The organism is Streptomyces sp. G-G2 (assembly GCF_030063135.1).
In the GTDB taxonomy this organism is placed as follows: Bacteria; Actinomycetota; Actinomycetes; order Streptomycetales; family Streptomycetaceae; genus Streptomyces.
The window spans coordinates 95,439-118,624 of record NZ_JASISO010000013.1 but is presented as its reverse complement, the minus strand read 5'-3'; the positions used below and the strand labels follow the sequence as shown (position 1 = coordinate 118,624).

General features: G+C 72.1%; 22 protein-coding genes and 3 pseudogenes. 18 read left to right on the top strand and 7 right to left on the bottom strand.

The annotated features are described in order from the left end of the window. The first annotated feature begins 13 nt into the window (after positions 1 to 13). From QMF80_RS13445 to QMF80_RS13430, 4 genes are read left to right on the top strand one after another with little or no spacing between them, the layout of a single operon-like run. Positions 14 to 694, top strand: coding sequence for a response regulator (locus tag QMF80_RS13445; protein ID WP_283452841.1), 681 nt, complete (start codon positions 14 to 16; stop codon positions 692 to 694). Further along, positions 695 to 2,149 (top strand): ATP-binding protein, encoded by a 1,455-nt coding sequence (locus QMF80_RS13440; protein WP_283452839.1) that lies wholly within the window; start codon positions 695 to 697, stop codon positions 2,147 to 2,149. Then, the gene (locus QMF80_RS13435) at positions 2,146 to 2,676 is read left to right on the top strand and encodes a hypothetical protein (protein ID WP_283452837.1); all 531 of its coding nucleotides are present in this window, start codon (positions 2,146 to 2,148) and stop codon (positions 2,674 to 2,676) included. Before QMF80_RS13440 ends, QMF80_RS13435 begins: the two co-directional genes overlap by 4 nt. Before the next feature lie 55 nt (positions 2,677 to 2,731). Next, complete coding sequence (locus tag QMF80_RS13430) at positions 2,732 to 4,042, top strand: cytochrome P450 (RefSeq protein WP_283452835.1); 1,311 nt, start codon at positions 2,732 to 2,734, stop codon at positions 4,040 to 4,042. Here the strand turns inward: QMF80_RS13430 and QMF80_RS13425 are convergent. After that, a complete protein-coding gene (locus QMF80_RS13425; RefSeq protein ID WP_283452833.1) occupies positions 3,993 to 4,727 on the bottom strand; it encodes a hypothetical protein in 735 nt (244 codons plus the stop codon). The genes QMF80_RS13430 and QMF80_RS13425 overlap by 50 nt on opposite strands. A 102-nt stretch (positions 4,728 to 4,829) precedes the next feature. Here QMF80_RS13425 and ggt point away from each other — a divergent pair, with 102 nt between their 5' ends. Further along, on the top strand, positions 4,830 to 6,629 hold the full coding sequence (gene ggt, locus QMF80_RS13420) for a gamma-glutamyltransferase (protein WP_283452830.1): 1,800 nt from the start codon (positions 4,830 to 4,832) through the stop codon (positions 6,627 to 6,629). A 51-nt stretch (positions 6,630 to 6,680) separates the two neighbouring features. On the opposite strand, the gene map is transcribed toward ggt, so the two are convergent. Then, positions 6,681 to 7,448 (bottom strand): type I methionyl aminopeptidase, encoded by a 768-nt coding sequence (map, locus tag QMF80_RS13415; RefSeq protein ID WP_283452828.1) that lies wholly within the window; start codon positions 7,446 to 7,448, stop codon positions 6,681 to 6,683. Between the two features lie 78 nt (positions 7,449 to 7,526). Here map and QMF80_RS13410 point away from each other — a divergent pair, with 78 nt between their 5' ends. The 8 genes and pseudogenes from QMF80_RS13410 to QMF80_RS13375 form a co-directional block, all read left to right on the top strand. Next, positions 7,527 to 7,778, top strand: a complete 252-nt coding sequence (locus tag QMF80_RS13410) for a helix-turn-helix domain-containing protein (protein ID WP_283452826.1) — start codon at positions 7,527 to 7,529, stop codon at positions 7,776 to 7,778. A gap of 107 nt (positions 7,779 to 7,885) precedes the next feature. Continuing rightward, positions 7,886 to 9,166 (top strand): alginate lyase family protein, encoded by a 1,281-nt coding sequence (locus QMF80_RS13405; protein ID WP_283452823.1) that lies wholly within the window; start codon positions 7,886 to 7,888, stop codon positions 9,164 to 9,166. 127 nt (positions 9,167 to 9,293) lie between these two features. Beyond that, on the top strand, positions 9,294 to 9,674 hold the full coding sequence (locus QMF80_RS13400; RefSeq protein ID WP_283452821.1) for a PPOX class F420-dependent oxidoreductase: 381 nt from the start codon (positions 9,294 to 9,296) through the stop codon (positions 9,672 to 9,674). 45 nt (positions 9,675 to 9,719) lie between these two features. After that, positions 9,720 to 11,093 carry a hypothetical protein gene (locus QMF80_RS13395; RefSeq protein WP_283452819.1) on the top strand — a complete coding sequence of 458 codons (1,374 nt, stop codon included), beginning with the start codon at positions 9,720 to 9,722 and terminating at the stop codon, positions 11,091 to 11,093. Between the two features lie 180 nt (positions 11,094 to 11,273). Further along, entirely contained in the window at positions 11,274 to 12,116 is an 843-nt protein-coding gene (locus tag QMF80_RS13390; RefSeq protein WP_283452817.1) for a nitrilase-related carbon-nitrogen hydrolase, read from the top strand. A gap of 38 nt (positions 12,117 to 12,154) precedes the next feature. After that, entirely contained in the window at positions 12,155 to 13,408 is a 1,254-nt protein-coding gene (locus QMF80_RS13385; RefSeq protein WP_283452911.1) for an aspartate aminotransferase family protein, read from the top strand. Positions 13,409 to 13,425: 17 nt separating this feature from the next. Then, positions 13,426 to 14,826, top strand: a complete 1,401-nt coding sequence (hydA, locus tag QMF80_RS13380; RefSeq protein ID WP_283452816.1) for a dihydropyrimidinase — start codon at positions 13,426 to 13,428, stop codon at positions 14,824 to 14,826. Between the two features lie 35 nt (positions 14,827 to 14,861). Then, a pseudogene (locus QMF80_RS13375) lies at positions 14,862 to 15,572 on the top strand (TIGR03842 family LLM class F420-dependent oxidoreductase); the annotation flags it as partial. Between the two features lie 102 nt (positions 15,573 to 15,674). Here QMF80_RS13375 and QMF80_RS13370 read toward each other — a convergent pair. After that, positions 15,675 to 16,148: an NUDIX domain-containing protein gene (locus QMF80_RS13370; protein WP_283452815.1), complete on the bottom strand. Its 474-nt coding sequence runs from the start codon at positions 16,146 to 16,148 to the stop codon at positions 15,675 to 15,677. A gap of 70 nt (positions 16,149 to 16,218) precedes the next feature. Here QMF80_RS13370 and QMF80_RS13365 point away from each other — a divergent pair, with 70 nt between their 5' ends. Beyond that, a complete protein-coding gene (locus tag QMF80_RS13365; protein ID WP_283452814.1) occupies positions 16,219 to 16,695 on the top strand; it encodes a hypothetical protein in 477 nt (158 codons plus the stop codon). Between the two features lie 130 nt (positions 16,696 to 16,825). On the opposite strand, the pseudogene QMF80_RS13360 reads toward QMF80_RS13365, so the two are convergent. Both QMF80_RS13360 and QMF80_RS13355 read right to left on the bottom strand, forming a co-directional pair. Beyond that, positions 16,826 to 17,035, bottom strand: a pseudogene (locus QMF80_RS13360) (transposase); the annotation flags it as partial. A 115-nt stretch (positions 17,036 to 17,150) separates the two neighbouring features. Continuing rightward, on the bottom strand, positions 17,151 to 17,735 hold the full coding sequence (locus QMF80_RS13355) for a DinB family protein (protein WP_283452812.1): 585 nt from the start codon (positions 17,733 to 17,735) through the stop codon (positions 17,151 to 17,153). A gap of 5 nt (positions 17,736 to 17,740) precedes the next feature. Here QMF80_RS13355 and QMF80_RS13350 point away from each other — a divergent pair, with 5 nt between their 5' ends. Further along, positions 17,741 to 17,884: a hypothetical protein gene (locus QMF80_RS13350; RefSeq protein ID WP_283452810.1), complete on the top strand. Its 144-nt coding sequence runs from the start codon at positions 17,741 to 17,743 to the stop codon at positions 17,882 to 17,884. A 269-nt stretch (positions 17,885 to 18,153) separates the two neighbouring features. On the opposite strand, the gene QMF80_RS13345 is transcribed toward QMF80_RS13350, so the two are convergent. Then, a complete protein-coding gene (locus QMF80_RS13345; RefSeq protein WP_283452808.1) occupies positions 18,154 to 18,303 on the bottom strand; it encodes a hypothetical protein in 150 nt (49 codons plus the stop codon). Between the two features lie 161 nt (positions 18,304 to 18,464). Here QMF80_RS13345 and QMF80_RS13340 point away from each other — a divergent pair. Beyond that, positions 18,465 to 18,957, top strand: a pseudogene (locus QMF80_RS13340) (TrmO family methyltransferase domain-containing protein). A gap of 530 nt (positions 18,958 to 19,487) precedes the next feature. On the opposite strand, the gene QMF80_RS13335 reads toward QMF80_RS13340, so the two are convergent. Further along, positions 19,488 to 20,153 (bottom strand): guanylate kinase, encoded by a 666-nt coding sequence (locus QMF80_RS13335; RefSeq protein ID WP_283452805.1) that lies wholly within the window; start codon positions 20,151 to 20,153, stop codon positions 19,488 to 19,490. Between the two features lie 516 nt (positions 20,154 to 20,669). On the opposite strand from QMF80_RS13335, the gene ahcY reads away from it, so the two are divergent. Both ahcY and QMF80_RS13325 read left to right on the top strand, forming a co-directional pair. Continuing rightward, positions 20,670 to 22,157: an adenosylhomocysteinase gene (ahcY, locus tag QMF80_RS13330; RefSeq protein ID WP_502962835.1), complete on the top strand. Its 1,488-nt coding sequence runs from the start codon at positions 20,670 to 20,672 to the stop codon at positions 22,155 to 22,157. 45 nt (positions 22,158 to 22,202) lie between these two features. After that, entirely contained in the window at positions 22,203 to 23,159 is a 957-nt protein-coding gene (locus QMF80_RS13325) for a cupin domain-containing protein (protein WP_283452801.1), read from the top strand. Positions 23,160 to 23,186 lie beyond the last annotated feature (27 nt).

The window sequence follows — 23,186 nt, the reverse complement described above, 5'->3', positions numbered from 1 at the left end:
GGATACTGACCGGATGCCACGCGTACTGCTGATCGAGGACGACCCTTCCATCCGCGAGGGGGTCGCGCTCGGCCTGCGCAGACGGGGGCACGACGTCCGCGCCGCCGAGACCGGCGAAGCGGGCCTGGCCCAGCTCGCCGGATTCCGGCCCGAGCTGGTCCTCCTCGACCTGATGCTGCCCGGCATCAACGGGGTCCAGGTCTGCACCCGCATCCGCGAGACCAGCCAGGTCCCCATCATCATGCTGACCGCGCGCGGCGACGACTTCGACATAGTCGTCGGCCTGGAGGCGGGCGCCGACGACTACATAGTCAAGCCCGCGCGCACCGAGGTCATCGAGGCCCGGATCAGGGCCGTACTGCGCCGCCTCACCGAACCGGCGGGCCGCCCCGACATCGAGCACCACGGCGAACTGGCCGTCGACCGCGCCGGACTGACCGTGTCCAAGAAGGGCGAACGCGTCGCCCTCGCCCCCAGCGAGATCAAACTGCTGCTGCACCTGTCCACCTCGCCCGAGCAGGTGTTCAGCCGCCAACAGCTCCTCGAATACGTCTGGGAGCACAGCTACCACGCGGACGCGCGGCTCGTGGACGCCTGCGTCCGCCGCCTCCGCAACAAGATCGAGGACGTCCCCGGCAGCCCCCGGTACATCCAGACCGTGCGCGGGTTCGGCTACCGCTTCGGTCCCCTGTAGATGTCCGTCGTGAGAAGGTCCGCCCCGCTCGGGCTGCGCACCCGCCTCATCGCCGCCTTCCTGCTCGTCGCCGCGATCAGCGCCGTCGGCACCGCCGCCCTCACCTACCGGCAGGCGCGCACCGCGATCCTCCGGCAGAGCCAGGACACCGCGGTGGAGACCCTGCGCGATCAGCTGGAGGGCACGCGCCTGCGGCTGCCCTACGACCAGGAGAGCCTGCAGATCCAGGTCAACGAGCTGGGCAAGCGGGGCAAACCCCGCGCGTGGACGGTCTACGGCGAGTACGGCGCCCTGCGCGCGAACTCCAACGGCAACGGCAATCCCACCTCCTCCCTGATCACCGACGCGCTCCGGCGGGAGATCCGGGACAAGCCGCACGGGGTCTTCCAGCGGGTCATGTCGGGAAAGTCGCCCTACCTGGCCGTCGGCATGCCCGCCGTGATCACCGTCCAGGGCGTCAGCCAGCCCACCGGCGCCGTCTTCTACGCCGTCATGCCGCTGGTCACCGAGGAACAGACCGTCGACCTGATGGTCGCCGCCGCCCGCAACGGCGCCCTGCCCGGACTCGCCATCGCCCTGGTACCCGCCCTGCTCGCCGCCCGCAGCGTGCTGCGCCCGGTGCGCAAACTGCGTATCGCCGCCCATCAGATGGGACGGGGCCAGCTCGACACCCGGATCGAGGTCAGGGGAGCCGACGAGCTGGCCGGGCTGGCCCGGACCTTCAACGAGACCGCCCAGGCCCTGGAGAAGTCCGTCGAGGAACTCCAGCAGGCCGAGGCGCGGGCCCGCCGGTTCGCCGCCGACGTCTCGCACGAACTGCGCACCCCGCTGTCCGGGATGCTCGCCGTCACCGAGGTGCTCGACGAGGACGCCGAGCAGCTCGACCCCGACACCGCCAAGGCGCTGCGGCTGATCAGCGCCGAGACCGGGAAGCTCGCCGTCCTGGTCGAGGACCTGATGGAGATCTCCCGCTTCGACGCCCGGGCCGCCGGGCTCAACCTCGACGACGTGGACATGGCCGAGGCCGTCGGCAAGAGCCTGGAGCGGCGCCCCTGGGGCGACGGCCAGGTCGTCACCGACGTGCCGGAGGGCCTCCGCGCCCGGCTCGACCCGCGCCGCTTCGACGTGGTCCTCGCCAACCTGGTCGGCAACGCCCTGCGGCACGGCGGAGCCCCGGTACGGATCACCGTGGGGACGCGGCCGGACCCGGACGGGGAGCGGCTGACCGTGGAAGTGGCCGACAGCGGCCCCGGGATAGCCCCCGAGGCGCTGCCCCACATCTTCGACCGGTTCTTCAAGGCTGACGCGGCCCGGACCCGCTCGGTGGGCAGCGGCCTGGGTCTGGCCATCACGCTGGAGAACGTACGGCTCCACGGCGGGACGGTGACGGCGGCCAACGGCGGGTCCGGCGGCGCCGTCTTCACCGTGGACATGCCGCTGGAGGCGCACGCATGACCGGGGTGAGCAGGGTGTCCGGGGCCCGGGCGGGTGTGGTCGCGGCCGTGCTGCTGGGCCCGCTGCTGCTGGCGGGCTGCGGGATCAAGCCGACCGAGGCCATCGGCAGCGGCAGCCCCGCCGCGGTCCGGGTGGCCGCACCGTTCGGGCTCTCCGTCGTGTACCTCGTCGCCCCCGGCGGACAGCTCACCCCGGTCCCGGTCCCGTTCGTGGACCGCCCGGCCGTCGTGGTCCCGGCGCTCGACCGGCTGCTGGCGGGTCCGGACGCGGCAGCGGTCCAGGCGGGGCTGCGCACCGAGCTGCCTTCCGTCGACGGCAGGAAGACCGGGGCGGTCCAGATCACGCCGGACGGGCCCAAGGCGGTCCGGGTCCGGGTGCCGGTCCCAATCAGGAGCCTGAGTCTGACGGCCCGGCGGCAGATCGTGTGCACCGTGGCCTTCGAGACGCAGGACCCCGGGCAGACCGCGATCACGGTCACGGGGCCCGACGGGCCGATGGAACCGACGGCCTGCGGCCTCGGCGGCTGACCCGGCCGCCCGCTCCCTCTTGCGGGGCGGCCGGGGCGGGCGTCACCGTGGCCCCATGGATCACGCGCCCGCCGACCCCCCTGCCCCGGACGTCCACGCGCCCGCCGACCCCGCCGCCCCGGCCGTTCCCGATGTGTTCGACCCGCGGATCTACGGCGGGGGAGTGCCCTACGAGCCCTACCGGATCCTGCGCGACCACCACCCGGTCGCCTGGCAGCCCGAGCCGGAGGTCCTCGGCTGGCCCGCCGGGCCCGGCTTCTGGGCGGTCACCCGGCACGCCGACGTCGTCCGGGTGCTGCGCGACCACACGACGTACTCCTCCCACCTCGGCGCCACCCAGATCCGCGACCCCGACCCGGCGGACCTGCCCTTCATCCGGCGCACCATGCTCAACCAGGACCCCCCGGCCCACGGGCGGCTGCGCGGGATGCTCGCCCGCGCCTTCACCCCCGCCCGGGTCGACGCCTTCGGGGAGCGGTTCCGGGACCGGGCCGAGGCGCTGCTCCTGGGCGCCCGGGACGGCGCCGAGGACGGCGCGGCCGACGTGGTGCGCGCGGTCACCGACGAGTACGCGCTGCTCAACCTGGCCGACCTGATGGGGGTCCCGGCCGCCGACCGGTCGCTGCTGCTGGAGTGGACCGTACGGATCATCGGCTACCAGGACCCCGAGGACGCGCCCGCGCCGGCGCTCGGCCCCGACGGCGTACCCCTCAACCCCCGTTCGCCCGCACTGCTCGGCGAGATGTTCGGGTACGCGCGGGAACTGGCCGCCGCGAAGCGGGCCCGCCCCGGCGACGACCTGATGACCGCCCTGGCCCATGCCGGGCTCGCCGAAGGGGAGTTGGAGATGTTCTTCTTCCTGCTCACCGTCGCGGGCAACGACACCGTGCGCTCGGCCGCCCCCGGCGGACTGCTCGCCCTGGCCGGGGACCGCTCCGCCTACCGCCAACTCACCACCGGGCGAGCGCCCGTGGGCCGGGCGGTGGACGAACTCCTGCGCTTCCACCCGCCCGTGCTCAGCTTCCGCCGCACCGCCGCCCGGGACACCGAACTCGCCGGACGGCGGCTACGGGCCGGGGACAAGGTGGTCGTCTTCCACGCCGCCGCCAACCGCGACGAACGGGTCTTCGCCGACCCGGGCAGGCTCGACCTCACCCGCGCCCCGAACCCGCACGTCTCCTTCGGTGACGGGCCGCACGTCTGCCTCGGCGCGCACTTCGCCCGGCTCCAGCTGCGCACGCTCTACGAACAGTGGAGCCGCTCCATGCCCGATCCGGAACTGGCCGGTGAACCACGGCGGTTGCTGTCCAACTTCATCAATGGGCTGACTCGATTGCCGCTACGGGTGTCTGGGCCGCCTCGGTGACGTCCGCGAGCAACTCGGCCACGTCCGGGCCGTAGGCATCGGAGTTGGTCACCTTCAGCAGGACGCAGAAGGAGTTCCCGCCGTAGCGCCGGGCCAGTGTCTGGTGGTTGCGGGCCAGGAAGCGGGCTCCGGCCTGGTTGCTGATCGCGGTCTGCCCGGAGATCAGGAACACCGGACGGGTCCCGGGCCGGGTGGTGAGCCGGGCCAGCACCACGTACTCGGTCTGGCCCTTCTGCCAGCGGTAGGTTTCCCCGCCGACGCGGATGGCCCCCCGGTCCGGCCCCGGAGCGCTGGTGAGGTCGACGTGGACGCCCGGCAGCATGGAGGTCAGGTGGGCCGCCGTCCGCGCGTTGGAGACGGGGCCGCCGACGCAGAACTCCGCCCGCTCGCCGAAGCCCTGACGCACCCCGTCGTGCGAGACGATCTGCAGGTTCGCCCCGCAGTCCTTGATCAGGGCCGATATCTCCAGCAGTGCGAAGGCGTCGTTGCGGTGCACCGATCCCTCGTTCCCGCCCATCTGCCGGTTGACCACGAACAGGCAGTCCGACCCGGGGGGCAGGCCGAAGAACGCCTGCTTGCGGCGCAGCGTACGGCGCCACAGGTACGTCCGGGAGAACCAGCCGAACCCGCCGCTGATGGCGGTGGCCATCACCCCGAGCACGATGTTGCGCACGTCGTCGTTCATGGCGCGGATGTTAACCCGCGACAGGCAGTCCTGACGCGGGGGGCCCGGTGAAGTTACAGTGCCGACCCCAGGCCTGAACGGCCGTCGACCGGGAGGTACGGGATGCGTCGTCCCGCCGCACGTCAGTTGGTTGTCCTCGCTCTCGCCGGGGCGCTCGTGTCCACCGGCGCGGCCGCGCCGCCCTCCGGAGGGAGGACACCGGCCAAGGTCCCGGTGGCCGTCGGCTACGGCGGTGCCGTGGCCAGTGTGGACGCCGACGCCTCCGCGGCCGGGATCGCGGTCCTGCGCGCGGGCGGCAACGCGGTGGACGCCGCGATCGCCACCGCCGCCGCCCTCGGCGTCACCGAGCCGTACTCCGCGGGCGTCGGCGGTGGCGGCTACTTCGTCTACTACGACGCCACGTCCCGCCGGGTGCACACCATCGACGGCCGGGAGACGGCGCCCGCCTCGGCCACCGCCACCCTCTTCCAGGAGAACGGCGTACCGATCCCCTTCGAGCAGGGCCAGACCAGCGGCCGCGGTGTCGGCGTGCCCGGCACTCCCGCCACCTGGACCACCGCGCTCGACTCCTGGGGCAGCCGCCCCCTCGGCCAGCTCCTGCGCCCCGCGGAGAGACTGGCCCGCGACGGGTTCACCGTGGACGCCACCTTCCGGGCCCAGACCGAGCTGAACCAGGACCGGTTCAAGGACTTCCCGGACACGAAGAAGCTGTTCCTGCCCGGGGGAGCGCTGCCGGTGGTCGGCTCCACCTTCAAGAACCCCGATCTGGCCGCCACGTACGCCGAGATCGGACGCCAGGGCGCCGGCGTCCTCTACAAGGGCCCCATCGCCGACGACATCGTCGCCGCCGTCCGCAAGCCCCCGGTCGACCCGGCCGCCACCCGGATCGTCCGCTCCGGCGACCTGAGCGCCGGGGACCTGCGGGCGTACGGAACCAAGCGGCTGGCGCCTACCCAGGTCAACTACCGGGGCCTGGACGTCTACAGCATGGCTCCCTCCTCCTCCGGCGGCACCACCGTCGGTGAGGCCCTCAACATCCTGGAGGGCAGCGACCTCGGCGCGCTCTCCGAGGCCCAGTACCTGCACCGCTACATCGAGGCCTCCCGGATCTCCTTCGCCGACCGGGGCCGCTGGGTCGGCGACCCGGCCGCCGAGAACGTCCCCACCCGCGAGCTGCTCTCCCAGAGGTTCGCCGACTCGCGCGCCTGCCTGATCTCGCCCGACCGGGCCCTGACCAGCCCGCTGGCCCCCGGCGACCCCCGCCACCCGGCTCCCTGCGCCACCACCGGGCAGAGCGCGCCGACCACCTACGAGGGGGAGAACACCACCCACCTGACGGTCGCCGACCGCTGGGGCAACGTGGTCTCCTACACCCTGACCATCGAGTCCACCGGTGGCAGCGGCATCACCGTCCCCGGCCGGGGCTTCCTGCTCAACAACGAGCTGACCGACTTCTCCTTCGCCCCGGCCGCCCCCGGCGTCCCGGACCCGAACCTGCCCGGCCCCGGCAAGCGGCCGCGCTCGTCGATGTCGCCGACCATCGTGCTCAAGGACGGGCGTCCGGTGCTCGCCGTCGGCTCCCCGGGCGGCGCCACCATCATCACCACGGTGCTGCAGACCCTCATCGGGACCCTGGACCGCAAGCTCCCGCTGGTCGACGCGATCGCCGCACCGCGGGCCAGCCAGCGCAACCAGACCACCACCGAGCTGGAACCGGGCCTGTGGGACAGCCCGGTGCGTGCCCAGTTGGAAGCCCTGGGCCAGGGATTCCGGCAGAACCCCGAGATCGGCGCGGCGACCGGCGTCCAGCGGCTCCCGGACGGCCGCTGGCTCGCGGCAGCCGAGACCACCCGGCGCGGCGGGGGCTCCGCGATGGTGGTCCAGCCGCACGGGCGGCCGTAACTCCGGGCCGTTTCACGTACCTCGTACCCCGTGGCCCGCACTCCGTCGGCACTAGAGCGCGGTGAGGATCCGCGGGCCGTCGGCGGTGATGGCGACGGTGTGCTCGGCGTGCGCGGCCCGGCTGCCGTCGACGGTCCGCAGGGTCCAGCCGTCCGCGTCGGCCGTGTAGTCGTCGGTGCCGCCCGCGATCAGCATCGGCTCGATCGCGAGAACCATGCCGGGGCGCAGCTTCATGCCGCGCCCCGGCGGGCCCTCGTTCGGCACGCCCGGGTCCTCGTGCATGCGGCGGCCGATGCCGTGGCCGCCGAAACCGTCGGGAATGCCGTACCCCGCGGCGCGCCCGACGGCGCCGATCGCATGGGCGATGTCCCCGATCCGGTTTCCCGGGCGGGCCGCCGCGATGCCCGCGGCCAGGGCCCGCTCCGCCGCCTCGATCAGCCGCAGGTCGGCGGGGCGGGGTCGGCCGACGGTGAAGCTGACCGCCGCGTCCCCGGCCCAGCCGTTCAGGAGCGCCCCGCAGTCGATGCTGACGAGGTCGCCGTCCCGCAGCCGGTACGCGCCGGGGATGCCGTGCACGATCGCGTCATTGACCGACGCGCACACCACCGCGGGGAAGGGCACCGGGGCGAACCGGGGCCGGTAGCCGAGGAAGGGCGAGTCCGCCCCCGCCCCGCGGAGCACCTCGTGGGCCACCCCGTCCAGGTCCAGCAGGGATACGCCGACGCCCGCGGCCCCGCGCACGGCGTCCAGGGCGCGGGCCACCACGCGGCCCGCCTCGCGCATCGCGTCGATCGATTCTTCCGTCTTGAGTTCCACCATGCCCATTACTATACCGGTATTTCTATACCGGGATAGTTGTAACGGTATAAGAATCGCGGGGCGGGGTAGTATGGGGGCATGGTCCGTACCCCCCTCACCCCCGCAGAGCGCGAGCGCGGCGAGCGCCTGGGCGCGCTGCTGCGCGAGTCGCGCGGCAGCCGCAGCATGGTGGAGGTGGCCGCGGCCGCCGGGCTCTCCGCCGAGACCCTCCGCAAGATCGAGACCGGCCGGGCTCCGACCCCCGCCTTCTTCACGGTCGCCGCCGTCGCCTCCGTCCTCGGGCTCTCGATGGACGACCTCATCCGGCGGTCCGCCTTCGCCGCTGCCTGACGGGATCTGCGGCGAGGCGCTCGGCGGCATCTGCGGCGGGACGCGCTCGGCGGCCGAACGGCCCAATCGGCGGTGGTGGCGGCCGGGCGCGGGGCAAGCGTGAAGGCGTGTCAGCCACGAACGCACCCAAGCGGCTCGGTCTCGTAATCGTCGGCGCCCTGCTGGCGAGCGGACTGCTGCTCGCCGCCTGCGCCGTACCCGATGGCCCGGCCGGCGCCGGGACCTCCGGCGACGTGGTCTTCCGCCACCCGGGCGTCGTCGTCAGCCACACCCAGCTCCAGCACGCGCAGCAGATGGTCGCGGCCGGGAAGGAGCCGTGGAAGGCTGCGTACCAGGACCTGCTGAAGAGCCGGTACGCCTCCCTGGGCTACTCCGCGCACCCCGCCGACGTGGTGCCCTGCCCCTTCAACGCGGGGCCGCAGTCCTGTCTGGACGAACGGCAGGACGCGATCGCCGCCTACACCCACGCGCTGCTGTGGTCGGTCAACGGCCGGACCGCGCACGCCCGCAAGGCCGTCGAGATCATGGACGGCTGGTCCGCGGTGATGAAGCGGCACGAGAAGGACAACGCCGGCCTCCAGGCGGCCTGGGCCGGCTCCACCTGGGCGCGCGCGGCCGAGATCGTCCACGCCGGGTACCCGAACTGGGAGAAGTCGAAGGTCGACCGGTTCAAGGAGATGCTGCGCACGGCCTACCTGCCCGCCGTACGGGCTCAGGTGCCGACGTACAACGGCAACTGGGAACTGGCGATGACCGACGCCTCCCTGGCCATCGCGGTGTTCCTGGAGGACCGGGCCGTGTTCAGGGAGTCGCTGAAACGGTTCCGTACCCGGGCCCCGGCGTACTTCTACCTCCAGAAGGACGGCCCGCACCCGCCCGGGCCGCCGCACACGGCCGTCGACACCGCCGACACGGTGCGGACGTACTGGTTCAACCAGGGGACGTACGTCGACGGGATCGCCCAGGAGACCTGCCGCAACCTCAAGCACGTCGGCTACTCCCTCGCCGCGTCCGCGCACATCGCCGAGACCGCCTGGCACCAGGGCGTCGACCTGTACGGGGAGGCGGGCGACCGGATCAGGGCCGCGCTGGAGTTCCATGCGAAGTACCAGCTCGGGGAGGACGTCCCGCGGTGGCTGTGCGGCGGCACGGTGGAGCGGAACATGGGCCCGGACCTGGAGGTGGCCCTGCACCACTACGCGTCGCGGACCGGGGCGCAACTCCCCTACACCCGAAGGCTGGTGGAGTCGACGCGCCCGGCGGGCACGGACGACCTGTTCGTGGCCTGGGAGACCCTGACCCACGGCGAGGCGGCCTTGGCCCCCGTGGTGGACGCCGGGTCCAGGGACGCCCCGGGAGCGGACGGCGCGGAGGCGGGCGGCCCGTAGGGCGGAGGGCTCGGGAGCGGACGGCCCGGCGGTGGACCGCCCGGCGGTGGGCGGCCCGGCGGCGGCCGTCCGGGCGGTGGAAGGCCCGGCGAGCGGGGCTCCAGAGCCCACCGCCTAGTCTCTGGGCATGAATCTTGAGGAGCTGGGCCGGTCCCGGTACGTCAGTCTCACCACCTTCCGCAAGGACGGGACTGCGGTGGCCACCCCGGTGTGGGCCGTGGCCGACGGCGGCGAGCTGTACATCTGGACGAAGAGCGACACCTGGAAGGTCAAGCGGATCCGCAACAACGGGCGGGTCACGGTCGTCCCCTGCGACGTGCGCGGGCGCGCGGCGGACGGGGCGACCGCGCTGGAGGGCGAGGCCCGGCTGCTGGACGACACGGGGCTGAACCGGGTGCGCAAGCTCATGGCCCGCAAGTACACCTGGCAGTACTGGATGGTGGACGTGCCCGCGACCCTCGCCCGGCGCGGGAAGCGCCCCCACACGGCGATCGCCGTCAAGCTTTGAGATTCCCGTAGCCCGCCTGTAACACGGGTGCGATCCAATGCGGGCATGGAGACGGCGAGTTCGACGGCGATCGCTCAACTGGCCGCATTTCTGCGCGGGTTGACCGCGCTCCTGGATCCCCGCGCGGGCTGGTACGGCGAGTTCCTGAGCCGCGATCCCGAGGGCGTACGGGCCTGCCTCGACGGGGTCGCGATCGTGCCGTGGGACGTACTGGAGTCGCTGCTCCAGGACCTCGCCCGGCTCCAGGGACCGGAGTTGGCGGCCGTACGGTCCGAGGAGGCGGCCCGGCTGCGCCGCGCGGCCGCCCTCGCCCACGACCGGATGCCGGGCGGCGAGGAGGAGCTGCACGGGCTGCTCGCGGCGGCCGGAGTGCAGCGGGACGCTGCCGGTTCGGCCGTCCAGGCGCTCACCGCGCGGCTGTCGGCCGAGGCCGACCCGGCGGTGGCGGCGGCGCTCTCGGGCGAACTGTCCTGGACCCGGGACGACCTCGCCCGCGCCACCTCCCGCCGCGCGGACCTCGCGGCCCGGCTGGACGGCCTCGCGCAGCCCCTCCCGGCCGTCCCGAGCCTTTGGCCCCCCGAACCCGGGCCGGAACAGTCCGGGGTGCGCAGGCGCCGAGGGGGCCGGGGCGCGCGGTTCGCCGGGGCGGCCGTCGACCCCGGGGAGCCCGTCTTCGCGCCGCCGCCGGGCGCGGACCCCGGCGCGGGGGCCCAAGCGCCGCGCGGCGCCCGCTACGGCCCCCCGGCCACCCCCGCCGCCCGACGCGCCCACCTCCGGGAGGTCCCGGCCCCGACCCCGACCGTGGCCCCGGCCCCTGGGCCCCGGGCCGTCGCCGGGGCCGCCCCGGGCGCCGAGAAGCCCGCCCCCGACGGGGCCGCCGCCCGCGGCGCCGACGGCGAGGCGGTGCCCGCGCTCGTGGGGGAGCTGATCGTGCTGCGGGGGCAGGGGCGGACCGGGGAGGCGCACGCGCTGCTCTGCGCCGCCGCCGGGTGGGACGCGGGGCTGCTGCCCGGGCTGGCCCGGGAGCTGGAGCGGGCCGCACTGGCGGCCGACTGGGCGGCCCTGCTGTGGGAGGCGGCCTCCCTGCCGCCCGACCGGCTCGCCGCGCTCGCCGCCGCCCTCGGGGACGCGGGACGCCCCGCCGACCGCGACCGGCTGCTGCGCCAGGGCGCGGGCCGCCCGGCCCCGGAGATCGCGGACGCGGCCCTCGCGCTCGGCGCGGCGGGCCGGGTCCACGAGGCCGAGGCCCTGCTGGCCGCGTTCGTGAGCGTCCGCGGCGCCGAGGAGGCGGCCCGCCTCGCCCGCCGGAACCCGCAGTGGTTCGCCCCGCGCCTGCTGCGGGCCGCCCGGGGCCTGCCGGGCCGCGCCCACCGGGACCTCGTGCACGCCTTCCGGGTCGCCGGGATCCCCACCCCCTGAGCCGCCTGACCGACCTTCCACGCCCGGTGAACACAAACGATCACTGGGCGACGTATGTTGATCGACTTGGCCAACCGTGCGCGGTGGTCTTGCCCCGACGTGTGACGAGGCCTACTTTCGACTCCCTACGCACACCGTCTACGTGCGTAGAGGCCGGCGTCCCGTCGCAAGGAGCAGCTCATGGCCCACCTCGTCCGCGCCGCGCTGGTCCAAGCCACCTGGACCGGCGACACCGAGTCGATGATCGCCAAACACGAGGAGCACGCCCGCAGTGCCGCCGCCCGAGGGGCGCGGATCATCGGGTTCCAGGAGGTGTTCAACGCCCCCTATTTCTGCCAGGTCCAGGAACCCGAGCACTACCGCTGGGCCGAGGCGGTGCCCGACGGCCCGACCGTCCGCCGGATGCAGGAACTCGCCCGCGAGACCGGCATGGTGATCGTCGTACCGGTCTTCGAGCTGGAGAGCGAGGGCTTCTACTACAACACCGCGGCCGTCATCGACGCCGACGGAAGCTACCTCGGCAAGTACCGCAAGCACCACATCCCCCAGGTCAAGGGCTTCTGGGAGAAGTACTACTTCCGCCCGGGCAACCTCGGCTGGCCCGTCTTCGACACGGCCGTCGGCAAGGTCGGCGTCTACATCTGCTACGACCGCCACTTCCCGGAAGGCTGGCGCGCCCTCGGCCTCGCCGGTGCCCAGCTCGTCTACAACCCCTCCGCGACCTCCCGCGGCCTCTCCAGCCACCTCTGGCAGCTGGAACAGCCCGCCTCCGCCGTGGCCAACGAGTACTTCGTCGCCGCCATCAACCGGGTCGGCCAGGAGGAGTACGGCGACAACGACTTCTACGGCACCAGCTACTTCGTCGACCCGCGCGGCCAGTTCGTCGGGGAGGTCGCCAGTGACAAGGAGGAGGAACTCCTGGTCCGCGACCTCGACTTCGACCTGATCAAGGAGGTCCGCGACCAATGGGCCTTCTACCGCGACCGGCGCCCCGACGCCTACGAAGGACTCGTACAGCCGTGACCAACCCGATCCCGCTCCACAGCCGCCACCAGGCCGTCATGCCCGAGTGGCTGGCCCTGTACTACGACCGCCCCATCGAACTCACCCACGGCGAGGGCCGCCACGTCTGGGACGCCGACGGCAACCGCTACCTGGACTTCTTCGGCGGCATCCTCACCACCATGACCGCCCACGCCCTCCCCGAGGTCACCAAGGCCGTCGCCGAACAGGCCGGGCGGATCATCCACTCCTCCACCCTGTACCTGAACCGGCCGATGGTCGAACTCGCCGAGCGGGTCGCCGCCCTGTCCGGCATCCCCGACGCCCGGGTCTTCTTCACCACCTCCGGCACCGAGGCCAACGACACGGCCCTGCTGCTCGCCACGACGTACCGCCGCTCCAACCAGATCCTGGCGATGCGCAACAGCTACCACGGCCGGTCCTTCTCCACCGTGTCCATCACCGGGAACCGCGGCTGGTCCCCGACCAGCCTCTCGCCGCTCCAGACGTACTACGTCCACGGCGCGGTCCGCGGCCGGGGACCCTTCGCCCACCTGAACGACGCCGACTTCACGGCCGCGGCGGTCGCGGACCTCGAAGACGTCCTCGGCCAGGCCCGGGGCGGCCTCGCCGCCCTGATCGCCGAACCCGTCCAGGGCGTGGGCGGTTTCACCTCCCCGCCCGACGGCCTCTACGGCGCCTTCCGCGAGGTCCTCGACCGGCACGGCATCCTCTGGATCAGCGACGAGGTCCAGACGGGCTGGGGCCGCACCGGCGACCACTTCTGGGGCTGGCAGGCCCACGCCCAGAACGGGCCGCCGGACATCCTCACCTTCGCCAAGGGCATCGGCAACGGCATGTCCATCGGCGGAGTGGTCGCCCGGGGCGAGATCATGAACTGCCTCGACTCCAACTCCATCTCCACCTTCGGCGGTTCACCCGTCACCATGGCGGCGGGCGTGGCCAACCTCGGGTACCTCCTCGAACACGACCTCCAGGGCAATGCCCGGCGCGTCGGCGGGCTGCTGCTGGAGCGGCTGCGCGCCGTCACCGCCGGCGTGCCCGCCGTACGGGAGGTCCGCGGCCGGGGTCTCATGGCGGCCATCGAACTGACCCGGCCCGGTACCGACCAGGCCGATCCGGACGCGGCCACCGCCGTGCTGGAGGCCGCGCGCGAGGGCGGTCTGCTCCTGGGCAAGGGCGGCGGGTACAACACCAGCGTCCTGCGGATCGCGCCACCGCTGACCCTCACCGTCGCCGAGGCGGAAGAGGGCGCGGAGATCCTCGCCCGGGCCCTGCGCACCCTCAACTAGCCGACGGGGACACGTACATGCCCAACCGCACCCTGATCCGCGGTGGCCTGGTCATCACGGCCTCCGACGAACTGCACGCGGACGTCCTGATCGAGGACGGCCGGGTCGCCGCGCTCGCGGCGACCGGCTCGGCGGCCGCCGCCGCGTGGACGGCCGACCGTACGATCGACGCGGACGGGAAGTACGTCATCCCCGGCGGCGTCGACGCCCACACCCACATGGAGCTGCCCTTCGGCGGCACCTCCGCCTCCGACACCTTCGAGACCGGGACACGGGCCGCGGCCTGGGGCGGCACCACCACCATCGTGGACTTCGCCGTCCAGAGCGTGGGCCACGCCCTGCGCGAGGGCCTGGACACCTGGTACGCCAAGGCCGACGGCAACTGCGCCGTCGACTACGCCTTCCACATGATCCTCTCGGACGTCAACGAGGGCACCCTCAAGGAGATGGATCTCCTCGTCGAGGAGGGCATCACCTCCTTCAAGCTGTTCATGGCCTACCCCGGCGTGTTCTACAGCGACGACGGCCGGATCCTGCGCGCCATGCAGCGCTCCGCGCACAACGGCGGGCTGATCATGATGCACGCCGAGAACGGCATCGCCATCGACGTCCTGGTGGAACAGGCCCTGGCGCGCGGGGAGACGGACCCCCGTCACCACGGCGAGGTGCGCCGGGTCCTGCTGGAGGCGGAGGCGACCCACCGGGCGATCCAGCTCGCCCGGGTCGCGGACGCGCCCCTGTACGTCGTCCACGTCTCGGCGGAGGAAGCGCTCGCGGAACTGGCCGCCGCCCGCGACAAGGGGCTCCCCGTCTTCGGGGAGACCTGCCCGCAGTACCTGTTCCTGTCCACCGACAACCTGGCCGAGCCCGACTTCCAGGGCGCCAAGTACGTCTGCTCGACCCCGTTGCGGCCGCGCGAGCACCAGGCGGCGCTGTGGCGGGGGCTGCGGACGAATGACCTCCAGGTGGTCTCCACGGATCACTGCCCGTTCTGCTTCCGGGGCCAGAAGGAGCTGGGCCGCGGGGACTTCTCGAAGATCCCGAACGGGCTGCCGGGGGTGGAGAACCGCATGGATCTCCTCCACCAGGCCGTGGTGGACGGGCACATCAGCCGCCGTCGCTGGATCGAGATCGCGTGCGCGAGCCCGGCCCGGATGTTCGGCCTCTACCCGAAGAAGGGCACGATCGCGCCGGGCGCCGACGCCGACATCGTCCTCTACGATCCGCACGCCGAGCAGGTCATCTCCGCCGAGACGCACCACATGAACGTGGACTACTCGGCGTACGAGGGCAAGCGGATCACCGGACGCGTCGACACGGTCCTCTCGCGCGGCGAGGTGGTCATCGACCGGCGAGAGTACAAGGGCCGGGCGGGCCATGGGGCCTTCGTCCACCGTTCCACCTGTCAGTACCTGTAAGCCGCAAGCCCGCACACAGCAGCAAGGAGCCCTGCATGGACTTCGGTCTCGTCCTGCAAACCGACCCGCCTGCCTCGCAGGTGGTCAGCCTCGTGAAGCGCGGCGAGCGCAATGGTTTCCGCTACGGCTGGACCTTCGACTCCGCAGTGCTGTGGCAGAAGCCGTTCGTCATCTACAGCCAGATCCTGGCCAACACCCAGCGCATACACGTGGGTCCGATGGTCACGAACCCGGGCACTCGCACCTAAGAGGTGACCGCTTCCACCTTCGCGACGCTGAACGACATGTACGGCAACCGGACGGTGTGCGGCATCGGCCGAGGGGACTTGGCCATGCGGGTCGCGGGGCGTGCGCCGAACACCCTGGCCCGGCTGGGCGAGGCCATCGAGGCGATCCGGGATCTGGCGGAGGGCCGTGAGGCGGTCGTGGACGGCAATCCGATCCAGATCCCCTGGATCACGGATGGGAAGCTGCCCGTCTGGATGGCCGCGTACGGACCCAAGGCCCTCGCGCTCGCCGGACAGAAGGCCGACGGGTTCGTCCTCTAGCGCGCCGACCTCTACCTCACCGAGTGGATGGTCAAGGCGGTCCGCCAGGCCGCCGTGGAGGCCGGCCGCGACCCCGACTCGATCACCATCTGCGTGGTGGCCCCGGCGTACGTGGGCGAGGGCCTCGCCCACGCGCGCGACCAGTGCCGGTGGTTCGGCGGGATGGTCGGCAACCACGTCGCAGACTTGGTCTCGCGCTGAGGAGAACACTCCTCGATGGTCCCCGAGGAACACTTCCGACGAGACGCCGCAGATCCGGGGAGATGCGCTCCCGAAGCTTGGCCGGCTGGATGGAGGTCGTCACCCGGCCTCACCGTCCGGCAGTTCCGGGGCGATCACGTTCGCGTAGAGCTGGTCGGTGGCGAAATGGGTCAGGACCTCGTGTGTGAACGGGTGGCAGTCGGGCGGCGGAGCCGCCGGATCGACCCACACCAGCTCGCTGTGCGTCTCCGGCTCGCGGTTGTAGGGGGTGCCCTCCCAGTCCCGCAAAGTGAGGACGGCGCCGATCACCCGCTCGCCGTCCGCCGCGTGGAAGTGGGGCAACTGGCAAAACCGCAGGCGGTCCGGGGCGACTTGGATGCCGGCTTCTTCGGCGAGCTCGCGCGCCGCACCCTCGTCGAGGAACTCGCCTTCCTCAAGGCGCCCCCCAACCACGGTCAGCATCCCAGGGGAGTGCCACGAAGTCGCCTGGTGTCGAACAGTCAGGACCCGGCCGTCATAGCGACGCTGGAGCAGGACCATGACGTTGCCGATGCTCCGGTGTACGGCGCTCACGAACGATGAGCCTCCCCTCTACACGGTCACCGCCGTCGAGGCGCCCGTTCCCCAGCTCCCTCGTGCTGCTGTGGAACGATTCGCCGAGATCGTACGGGAGCAGCGGCCCGACACCCCCGTGGCCGAGGCCTTCGCGGCCTCGGTGGGCAGAATGCAGCAGGCGGCCTCGGGGCTGGCGCGGCTCGCCCTCGAAGACGAGACCGGCAGCCCCATCTGGTCGGCGAGGGGCAACCTGATCGTGTGGGAGCGCGTCATCAGGCAGATGGAATCCGGGTGGGCGCCTTCGGGCTGGTACCCGGCCGGCCTCTACCGAGAGCGGCTGGAAGCCCGTGACGAACTCGCCGACATCGGTGCCCGCCTGCCCCGCGACGTCGCCGAGCTGCTCACCCGGGCCCTGGACCAGCTCGACAGGCAGTTCGCCGCAGCGACGGAGGAAGACCCGTCAGGAAACCTCTACCGGGAACTGACAGAGGCGTCCGCGGAACAGACCTCACTCGGCTGGTGGTGGCAACGCCGCCCGAATCCCACGCCTTGGGCACAGACCTGACATCGAGGAGACCGGTCGCTCTGCGGGGCTCGAGCCCTGGCCGGGGCCGTGGCCGAGCTGATACGGCGACGCGCCAGGCCGGAGTGGTCTTTGGTCGGGCGCATCGCCGTACCGTGCCTAAGAGGGTGTCTCACGTGGCAAGTTTCGCGAGCCTCTTGCAGCAGCTCAGGGCGGCGGCCAGGCCGAGGAAGGCGAGGAAGTGCGAGCCCTTTCGTTCGTATCGGACGGTGAGGCGGCGGTAGCCGAAGATCCAAGCGATCGACCGTTCGATCTTCCAGCGGTGCCGACCGAGGCGTTCGCCGGACTCGATGCCGGGCCGCGCGATGCGCGCGGCGAGCCGCGGGTTCGGCCCGGTCAGCGATCCCCCCTTCTGGCGCGAACGGAGGCCGCGTCGGCAGATCAGCACCCACGACCGGCAGCATGCCGCACGAACATCAAGTCACGTGAGGCAGCCTCTACGCCTTGATTGGTGCGGCCGACCTGGCGGCCTGCTCGATCTTCGCGCAGTAGGCTGCACGGGCTTCCTCGTCGATCTGCTTCTCGTGTTCGGCGCGCATCCCAGTCCGGCCGTCGAGGCCCTCGCGCAGGATATCGGCGTGCCCGGCATGTCGGATGGATTCGCCGAGTACATGGACCATGACGGCGAACAGGTTCGTGTTGGGATAAGGCTCCGGCCACCACGGCACATGGCCGGGGGCGTCGAGGGGAAGTTCGTTGATCGTCGCGTCCGAGTGTTCCCACGTGCGCCGGTAGAACCCGATGATCTGATCGCGGGTCTCGTCCTCGGTCGCCCACAGATCGCTGCCGTCGGAGTCCTGCCACCGGGGCAGCGGTTCCGGGGAAGGGCGGTCGAAGACCTCGCCAAAGTACCTGGCCTCGACGGTGGCCACGTGTTTGACCAGGCCGAGGAGGTTGGTCCCGGTCGCTGTCAAAGGTCGGCGGGCGTCGTATTCGGACAAGCCGTCGAGTTTCCAGAGCAGCGCCTTGCGGTCACGCCGCAGTCTCCCCAGCAGGTTGTCCTTCGCGAATTCATCGATCATGCGGCATGAGCCTGCCATGGGCTGCTCGTGGTCTCAAGATCCCGTACGTGGTCCGCAACGACAGGCAGAGCCGAGGCCTGGCCATGGCCGCCGCCCTGACCTGCTACAAGAAGATCGCGAAACTTGCCACGTGGGACAACCTCCAATAGGGCAGCGGCGAAGGGTAGAGCGGCCCCGCAGGGGCCGACAGCAGGACGCCTCGAAGACGTACTTCAGGCCCGGCGAGGGCCGCCCGGAGGGCGGCGCAGGAGGCTACCGGGAAGACGTACAGACGTATTCACGTCACCCTGCGGCGCTGCCGAAGCTCCAGTCCTGCGCGGCCGGACCCGTGTTCCTGAGCGACTGGTTTGGCGGCCCACGATATGCAGGTTGGCCCCGCCGGTCCTGGAGGGGCGGCGGGGCCCGGCACATGCTCTGGTCAGCCTTCGGATCGGGTCTTGGTGAGGGCCTTCTCCGTGTGCGCGTCCACGAGAGCCGGAGATCCAGAGACGATCAGGAGGACCGCCCCGGTCTGGACGGCGGTCTGCTTGACGATGCTGTCCTGGCCGCCCACGGTGAAGGTGAGCAACTGGCTCCACGCTCTCCCCGGTCAAGGGCAGGGGCGGCAGCACCGCCGCTCACCTCGACCAGCGGGCACGCGAGTTCCTCGCCAACGTAGTCTGACCCGGCCATCAGGACACCAAGCCGCCGCCGGAGCCGCGCTCTTGCTGGACCGATCAGGGGGACCTCGTGTCCGAGCAGACCTTCACCTACACGCCGGTCGCCACCGTCGTCGGCGGCCACACCACTCCTCTGGACGACTACCAGGGCGGCACCACGGCGATCATCCGCCTCAATGCCGACTTCCCCCACTGAAGTCCTGCAAGGAATCCATGAGTTCTCCCACTTGGTGGTCACCTGGCCCTTCACCATGGCTTCGCCCACCGACGTGGAGCTTCACGCTCGCAGTCCCCGCGGGGACGCCCGTTGGCCCGCGACTGGCACCTTCGTCCACCGCAACCACAGGCGACCGGCGCAACGTGCCACGTCCTTCCCCCGCCTCCTGCGCAGGGACGGTCTGGACTTGCACGTCACCGACCTCGACGCGGTCGACCGCACCCCCGTGATCGACCTCGCCCCGTACTTCCCGCAGATGGGTCCCCGCGGCCCGGTCACCGTCCCGGCCTGGCCCGGTGAGATGCTCACCCACTACTGGGACAATCACACCGACCGCCCCGCGTAACCAAAATTCCGGGATTTTCACCTGCCGCCGCGACGGGGTGCGGGTGGTTCCTCCACCAGGCTTCCTCCATTGGCGTTGGACCAGGTTGTCCCTCCACGCCCGGGGGCGGTGCAGGGTTCGGAGATACCGCCCGCGGTGCTGCAGTGGACGGTGTGGATCGCCCCGCGGCCCGAGTGGGTCGATCGCGCTGGGGAGTGCGCCGTTACGACCGTGAGTTACTGGGGTCACCGTGCTCTCGCGCGGCGAACTCGTCATCGACCGGCGCGAGTACACCTGCAGGGCCGGCCACGGTGCCTTCGTGCCCCGCTCCACCTGCCAGTACCTGTAAGCGCGCGAGCGGGAAGAGGCCGGGCATGGCCCCGGCCCCGGCCTCCAGAGCGATCCGTCCGCATTCCCCGGGTGCGGGAGGGGAAGCCCGCCCGTCTGGACGGCCGCCTACGGGCCGAAGGCGCTCGCGCGGGCGGGGGAGCGGGCTGGCGGGGCGTGAGGGAGACCGCCATGGGCGCGGAGGTCCTCCGCTCCGGGGGCGCTCAGTAGTAGCGCAGCAGGGCCGGCTCGGCGTGGCGCGCGTACGCCCCGAGCACGGTGCGCTGGTGGGTCAGCCGGGCTTTCTCCGCCCGGCGGATCGCCATGAGGGTGGCCAGCGTCTCGTCGAAGTCGTCGTTGACGACGTGGTAGTCGTGCTGGTCGACGAAGTTGAAGTCGCGCAGCGCCATGGTGTGGCGCAGCTCCCGCTCCTGCTCGTTCTCGCTGCCGCGGCCCGCGAGGCGCCGGTCCATCATCTGCACGCTCGGGGCCATCACGAAGACGCCGACCGTCTGCTCAGGGAAGAAGCGCTTCAGGTTCAGGTACCCCTCGGGGCAGTAGTCCAGGACCAGGTCGCGGCCCTCGTCGAGGGCCTCCTGCACGGGGGCGCGCAGGGTCCCGTAGTACTCGTCGAAGGAGGGGTGGATCCACTGCACGAACTCGCCGTTCCCGGCCATCTTGAGGAACTCGTCGCGGGTCACGTGGTCGTAGTGTTCCTCGCCGCCTCCCGGGCGGGGCTCGCGCGTGGTGACGGACCGCGTGGCGGCCAGGGCCGGGTCGGCTGCGACCATGGCGCGGCTCAGCGAAGTCTTTCCCGTACCGGAAGGTCCCGACAGTACGAAAAGGCAGCCCGTGGGGCGGATGAGAAAAGGCTTTGGGTCGTCTGACATGGTGAAGTCCACCTCACAATTCGAAGGGAATGCTTCGCAGAATTCCAGGGTCTGACACCGGGCGCCGGGAACCTGGGGACGTCGGTGCCCGGACATGCCGGTGAGTGCCGCGGACAGGTGGCCGCGGCACTCACCGTGAAGTCAGAACCCGGCTCAGCGGCCGGTCTTGACCTTGTCGAGGCGCGGGCGCAGGCCCACAGCGTGGTTACGCATGTCTGAACACCTCCCTTCTCTGACGGGAGAGACGACCACGGCCCGGGAATTTCCGGAGGCGGCGTTCTCTCTGCCCCGAAGCTTTCCCGGTGGATTTCCCGGGGGGAAGGGGTTGCCTGATTCTGGCAACGCGACAACGGAGCACCGTCCCTCTGTCTTCCGGGCGCGAAACAGTTGCCAATCCGATCGGGCAACGGGCAACCCCTTGAGCCGTGCTCGCCGCGGCAACCACCCTCCAAGGACGACCACCGAATAGGGGAGGGCCCCATGACCTCGGCAACCAGCCGGACCGCGCAGCCGTCTGTGCGGGCGACCGCGGACCCGGCGCTCCGCACCCGCTCCGGCGGCCCCACCACCGGCCAGGACCTGCGGGTGGCGGACCTTTCCCTGGCCTCGCGGGGCCGCACCGAGATCCGCCTGGCCGAGCACGAGATGCCGGCCCTGATGGCGCTGCGCGCGCAGTACGCGGGGCAGGCGCCCCTGGCGGGCGCGCGGATCTCGGGGACGCTGCACATGACGGTGCAGACGGCGGTGCTGATCGAGACGCTGACCGCCCTGGGCGCGCGGGTGCGCTGGGCGGGCTCGAACGTGCTGTCCACCCAGGACGCCGCCGCGGCGGCCGTGGTGGTCGGGCCCGGCGGCGGGCTGGACGGCCGGGCGGGTGTCCCGGTGTTCGCCTGGAAGGGGCAGAGCCCGCAGGAGTTCTGGTGGTGCGTCGAGCGCGCACTGTGCTGGCCCGACGGGCGGGGGCCGAACATGCTCCTCGACGACGCGGCGGGCTCCACCCTGCTCCTGCACCGCGGGGTCGAGGGCGAACTGGCCGGCTCCCTGCCCTCCCCCGATCCGGACGAGGACGAGCTGGAGGCCGCCCTGTCAGGGCTGCTGGCCGCGGTACGGGCCGAGGACCCAGGCCGCTGGAGCCGGATCGCGCAGGGCGTGCGCGGGGTCACCGAGGAGACCACGACGGGCGCGCACCGGCTGCGCCGGCTGGCCGAGTCGGGCGCCCTGCTGTTCCCCGCGATCAGCGTCAACGACTCGGTGACGAAGTCGAAGTTCGACAACATCTACGGCTGCCGACACTCCCTCATCGATGGGATCAACCGGGCGACGGACGTGCTGATCGGCGGCAAGACTGCGGTGGTCTGCGGTTACGGCGACGTCGGTAAGGGCTGCGCCGCGGCGCTGCGGGGCCAGGGCGCCCGCGTGGTGGTCACCGAGATCGACCCGATCTGCGCGCTCCAGGCCGCCATGGACGGCTACCAGGTCGCCGCGCTGGAGTCGGTGATCGAGCGGGCCGACATCGTGGTGACCACCACGGGCAGCCGGCACGTCGTCACCGCCGGGCACCTGGCGCGGATGAAGCACCAGGCGATCGTCGGGAACATGGGCCACGCGGAGGGCGAGATCGACCTCGCGGGACTGGCCGCGCTGCCCGGGATCCGGCGGGAGACAGTCAAACCGCAGGTGGACGAGTGGACGTTCGCGGACGGGCACACGCTGATCGTGCTGTCCGAGGGACGGCTGCTGAACCTGGGCAACGCCACCGGACACCCCAGCTTCGTGATGTCCAGCTCCTTCGCCAACCAGGTGCTCGCGCAGCTGGAGCTGTACACCGGGGTGCGCGACTACCCGATCGGCGTGCACGCGCTGCCCAAGCACCTCGACGAGAAGGTCGCCTGGCTGCACCTGGAAGCCCTGGGCGCGGAGTTGACCGCCCTGACCGAGACACAGGCCGCCTATCTCGGCGTTCCGGTCGCCGGCCCGTACAAGCCGGACTCCTACCGGTACTGACGCAACGCCATCCGCCCTTCCGATCCCCTGGGGACGCACGCACACATGTATCGAACCGACGACCTGGTACGCCTCCTGGACCTCGAGCCCACCGCCGACGGCGGCTGGGCCGCGAGCCCGGGCGCGCACGACGCGTACGACGGCGCCCCGCTGGAGCGCCGGGTGATGTCCTTCCGCACCCGGCTGCTGGGCGCCGAGGCGCCCCGCACCGGCTGGCGGCGCGCGGAGGCGGACACCGTCCTCGTACGCCATCCCCCGCACGGTCCGGACACCGTGCTGCTGCTGTGGACCCGGGACGGGGAGGGCCGGCCCGAGGGCCGCCCCCTCGGCGGGTTCCCCGCCACCGGCGACCCGTTCCAGCTGACCGTGCCCGCGGGCCGCTGGTACGCCCTGGAACTGGCGGCCGGTGGGGCCGGGCTCTGGAGCGAGGCCCTCGTACCCGCAATCGCCTTCGAGGAGGGTGCGCGGGACACCGCCTGGCCGGAGCTGCCGGAGGCGACCGTGCCGGCCGCCGCGTCGGACGGGCGGCCGCTGGACAAGGCCCTGGGGCTCGAACCGCACATCGAGGGCGGCTACTTCCGCCAGTACTACGAGTCCGCCGGGACGCTGGAGACCGGCCGGGGCACGCGCCCCCTGGCCAACACGATCCACTACCTGCTCGACCGGGACTCGCCGATCGGGTACCTGCACCTCAACAACGCCCACATCACGCACTTCCTGAACGCGGGCGGCCCCATCCACTACCAGCTGCTCTCGCCCGACGGCGTGGTGCACGAGGTGGTCATGGGTGAGGACGCCGGGGCCGGCCAGGTCCTGGTGTTCACCTGCCCCGGCGGCTGGTGGAAGGCCAGCCGGCTCCCGGAGGGCGTCTCCCACGGGCTGATCAGCGAGATAGTCGCCCCCGGTTTCGACTACCGGGACCAGTCCGTAGCCCGGGCCGACGACCTGGCCCGGCAGTTTCCCGGCGCCGTCGAGCGGCTGCGCCCCTGCGTCCGCGGCTGACCCGCCACCGCACCCCACCACCGGCCG

Excerpts from the sequence above, each read along its gene's own strand:
- QMF80_RS13395 (WP_283452819.1), top strand. The coding sequence starts at position 9,720 with ATGGAGACGGCGAGTTCGACGGCGATCGCTCAACTGGCCGCATTTCTG.
- hydA (WP_283452816.1), top strand. The coding sequence starts at position 13,426 with ATGCCCAACCGCACCCTGATCCGCGGTGGCCTGGTCATCACGGCCTCC.
- map (WP_283452828.1), bottom strand. The coding sequence starts at position 7,448 with ATGGTGGAACTCAAGACGGAAGAATCGATCGACGCGATGCGCGAGGCG.
- QMF80_RS13410 (WP_283452826.1), top strand. The coding sequence starts at position 7,527 with ATGGTCCGTACCCCCCTCACCCCCGCAGAGCGCGAGCGCGGCGAGCGC.
- QMF80_RS13435 (WP_283452837.1), top strand. The coding sequence starts at position 2,146 with ATGACCGGGGTGAGCAGGGTGTCCGGGGCCCGGGCGGGTGTGGTCGCG.
- QMF80_RS13335 (WP_283452805.1), bottom strand. The coding sequence starts at position 20,153 with ATGTCAGACGACCCAAAGCCTTTTCTCATCCGCCCCACGGGCTGCCTT.
- QMF80_RS13325 (WP_283452801.1), top strand. The coding sequence starts at position 22,203 with ATGTATCGAACCGACGACCTGGTACGCCTCCTGGACCTCGAGCCCACC.
- QMF80_RS13355 (WP_283452812.1), bottom strand. The coding sequence starts at position 17,735 with ATGATCGATGAATTCGCGAAGGACAACCTGCTGGGGAGACTGCGGCGT.
- QMF80_RS13445 (WP_283452841.1), top strand. The coding sequence starts at position 14 with ATGCCACGCGTACTGCTGATCGAGGACGACCCTTCCATCCGCGAGGGG.
- ggt (WP_283452830.1), top strand. The coding sequence starts at position 4,830 with ATGCGTCGTCCCGCCGCACGTCAGTTGGTTGTCCTCGCTCTCGCCGGG.
- QMF80_RS13430 (WP_283452835.1), top strand. The coding sequence starts at position 2,732 with ATGGATCACGCGCCCGCCGACCCCCCTGCCCCGGACGTCCACGCGCCC.
- QMF80_RS13350 (WP_283452810.1), top strand. The coding sequence starts at position 17,741 with ATGAGCCTGCCATGGGCTGCTCGTGGTCTCAAGATCCCGTACGTGGTC.
- QMF80_RS13390 (WP_283452817.1), top strand. The coding sequence starts at position 11,274 with ATGGCCCACCTCGTCCGCGCCGCGCTGGTCCAAGCCACCTGGACCGGC.
- QMF80_RS13440 (WP_283452839.1), top strand. The coding sequence starts at position 695 with ATGTCCGTCGTGAGAAGGTCCGCCCCGCTCGGGCTGCGCACCCGCCTC.
- QMF80_RS13400 (WP_283452821.1), top strand. The coding sequence starts at position 9,294 with ATGAATCTTGAGGAGCTGGGCCGGTCCCGGTACGTCAGTCTCACCACC.
- QMF80_RS13385 (WP_283452911.1), top strand. The coding sequence starts at position 12,155 with ATGCCCGAGTGGCTGGCCCTGTACTACGACCGCCCCATCGAACTCACC.
- QMF80_RS13425 (WP_283452833.1), bottom strand. The coding sequence starts at position 4,727 with ATGAACGACGACGTGCGCAACATCGTGCTCGGGGTGATGGCCACCGCC.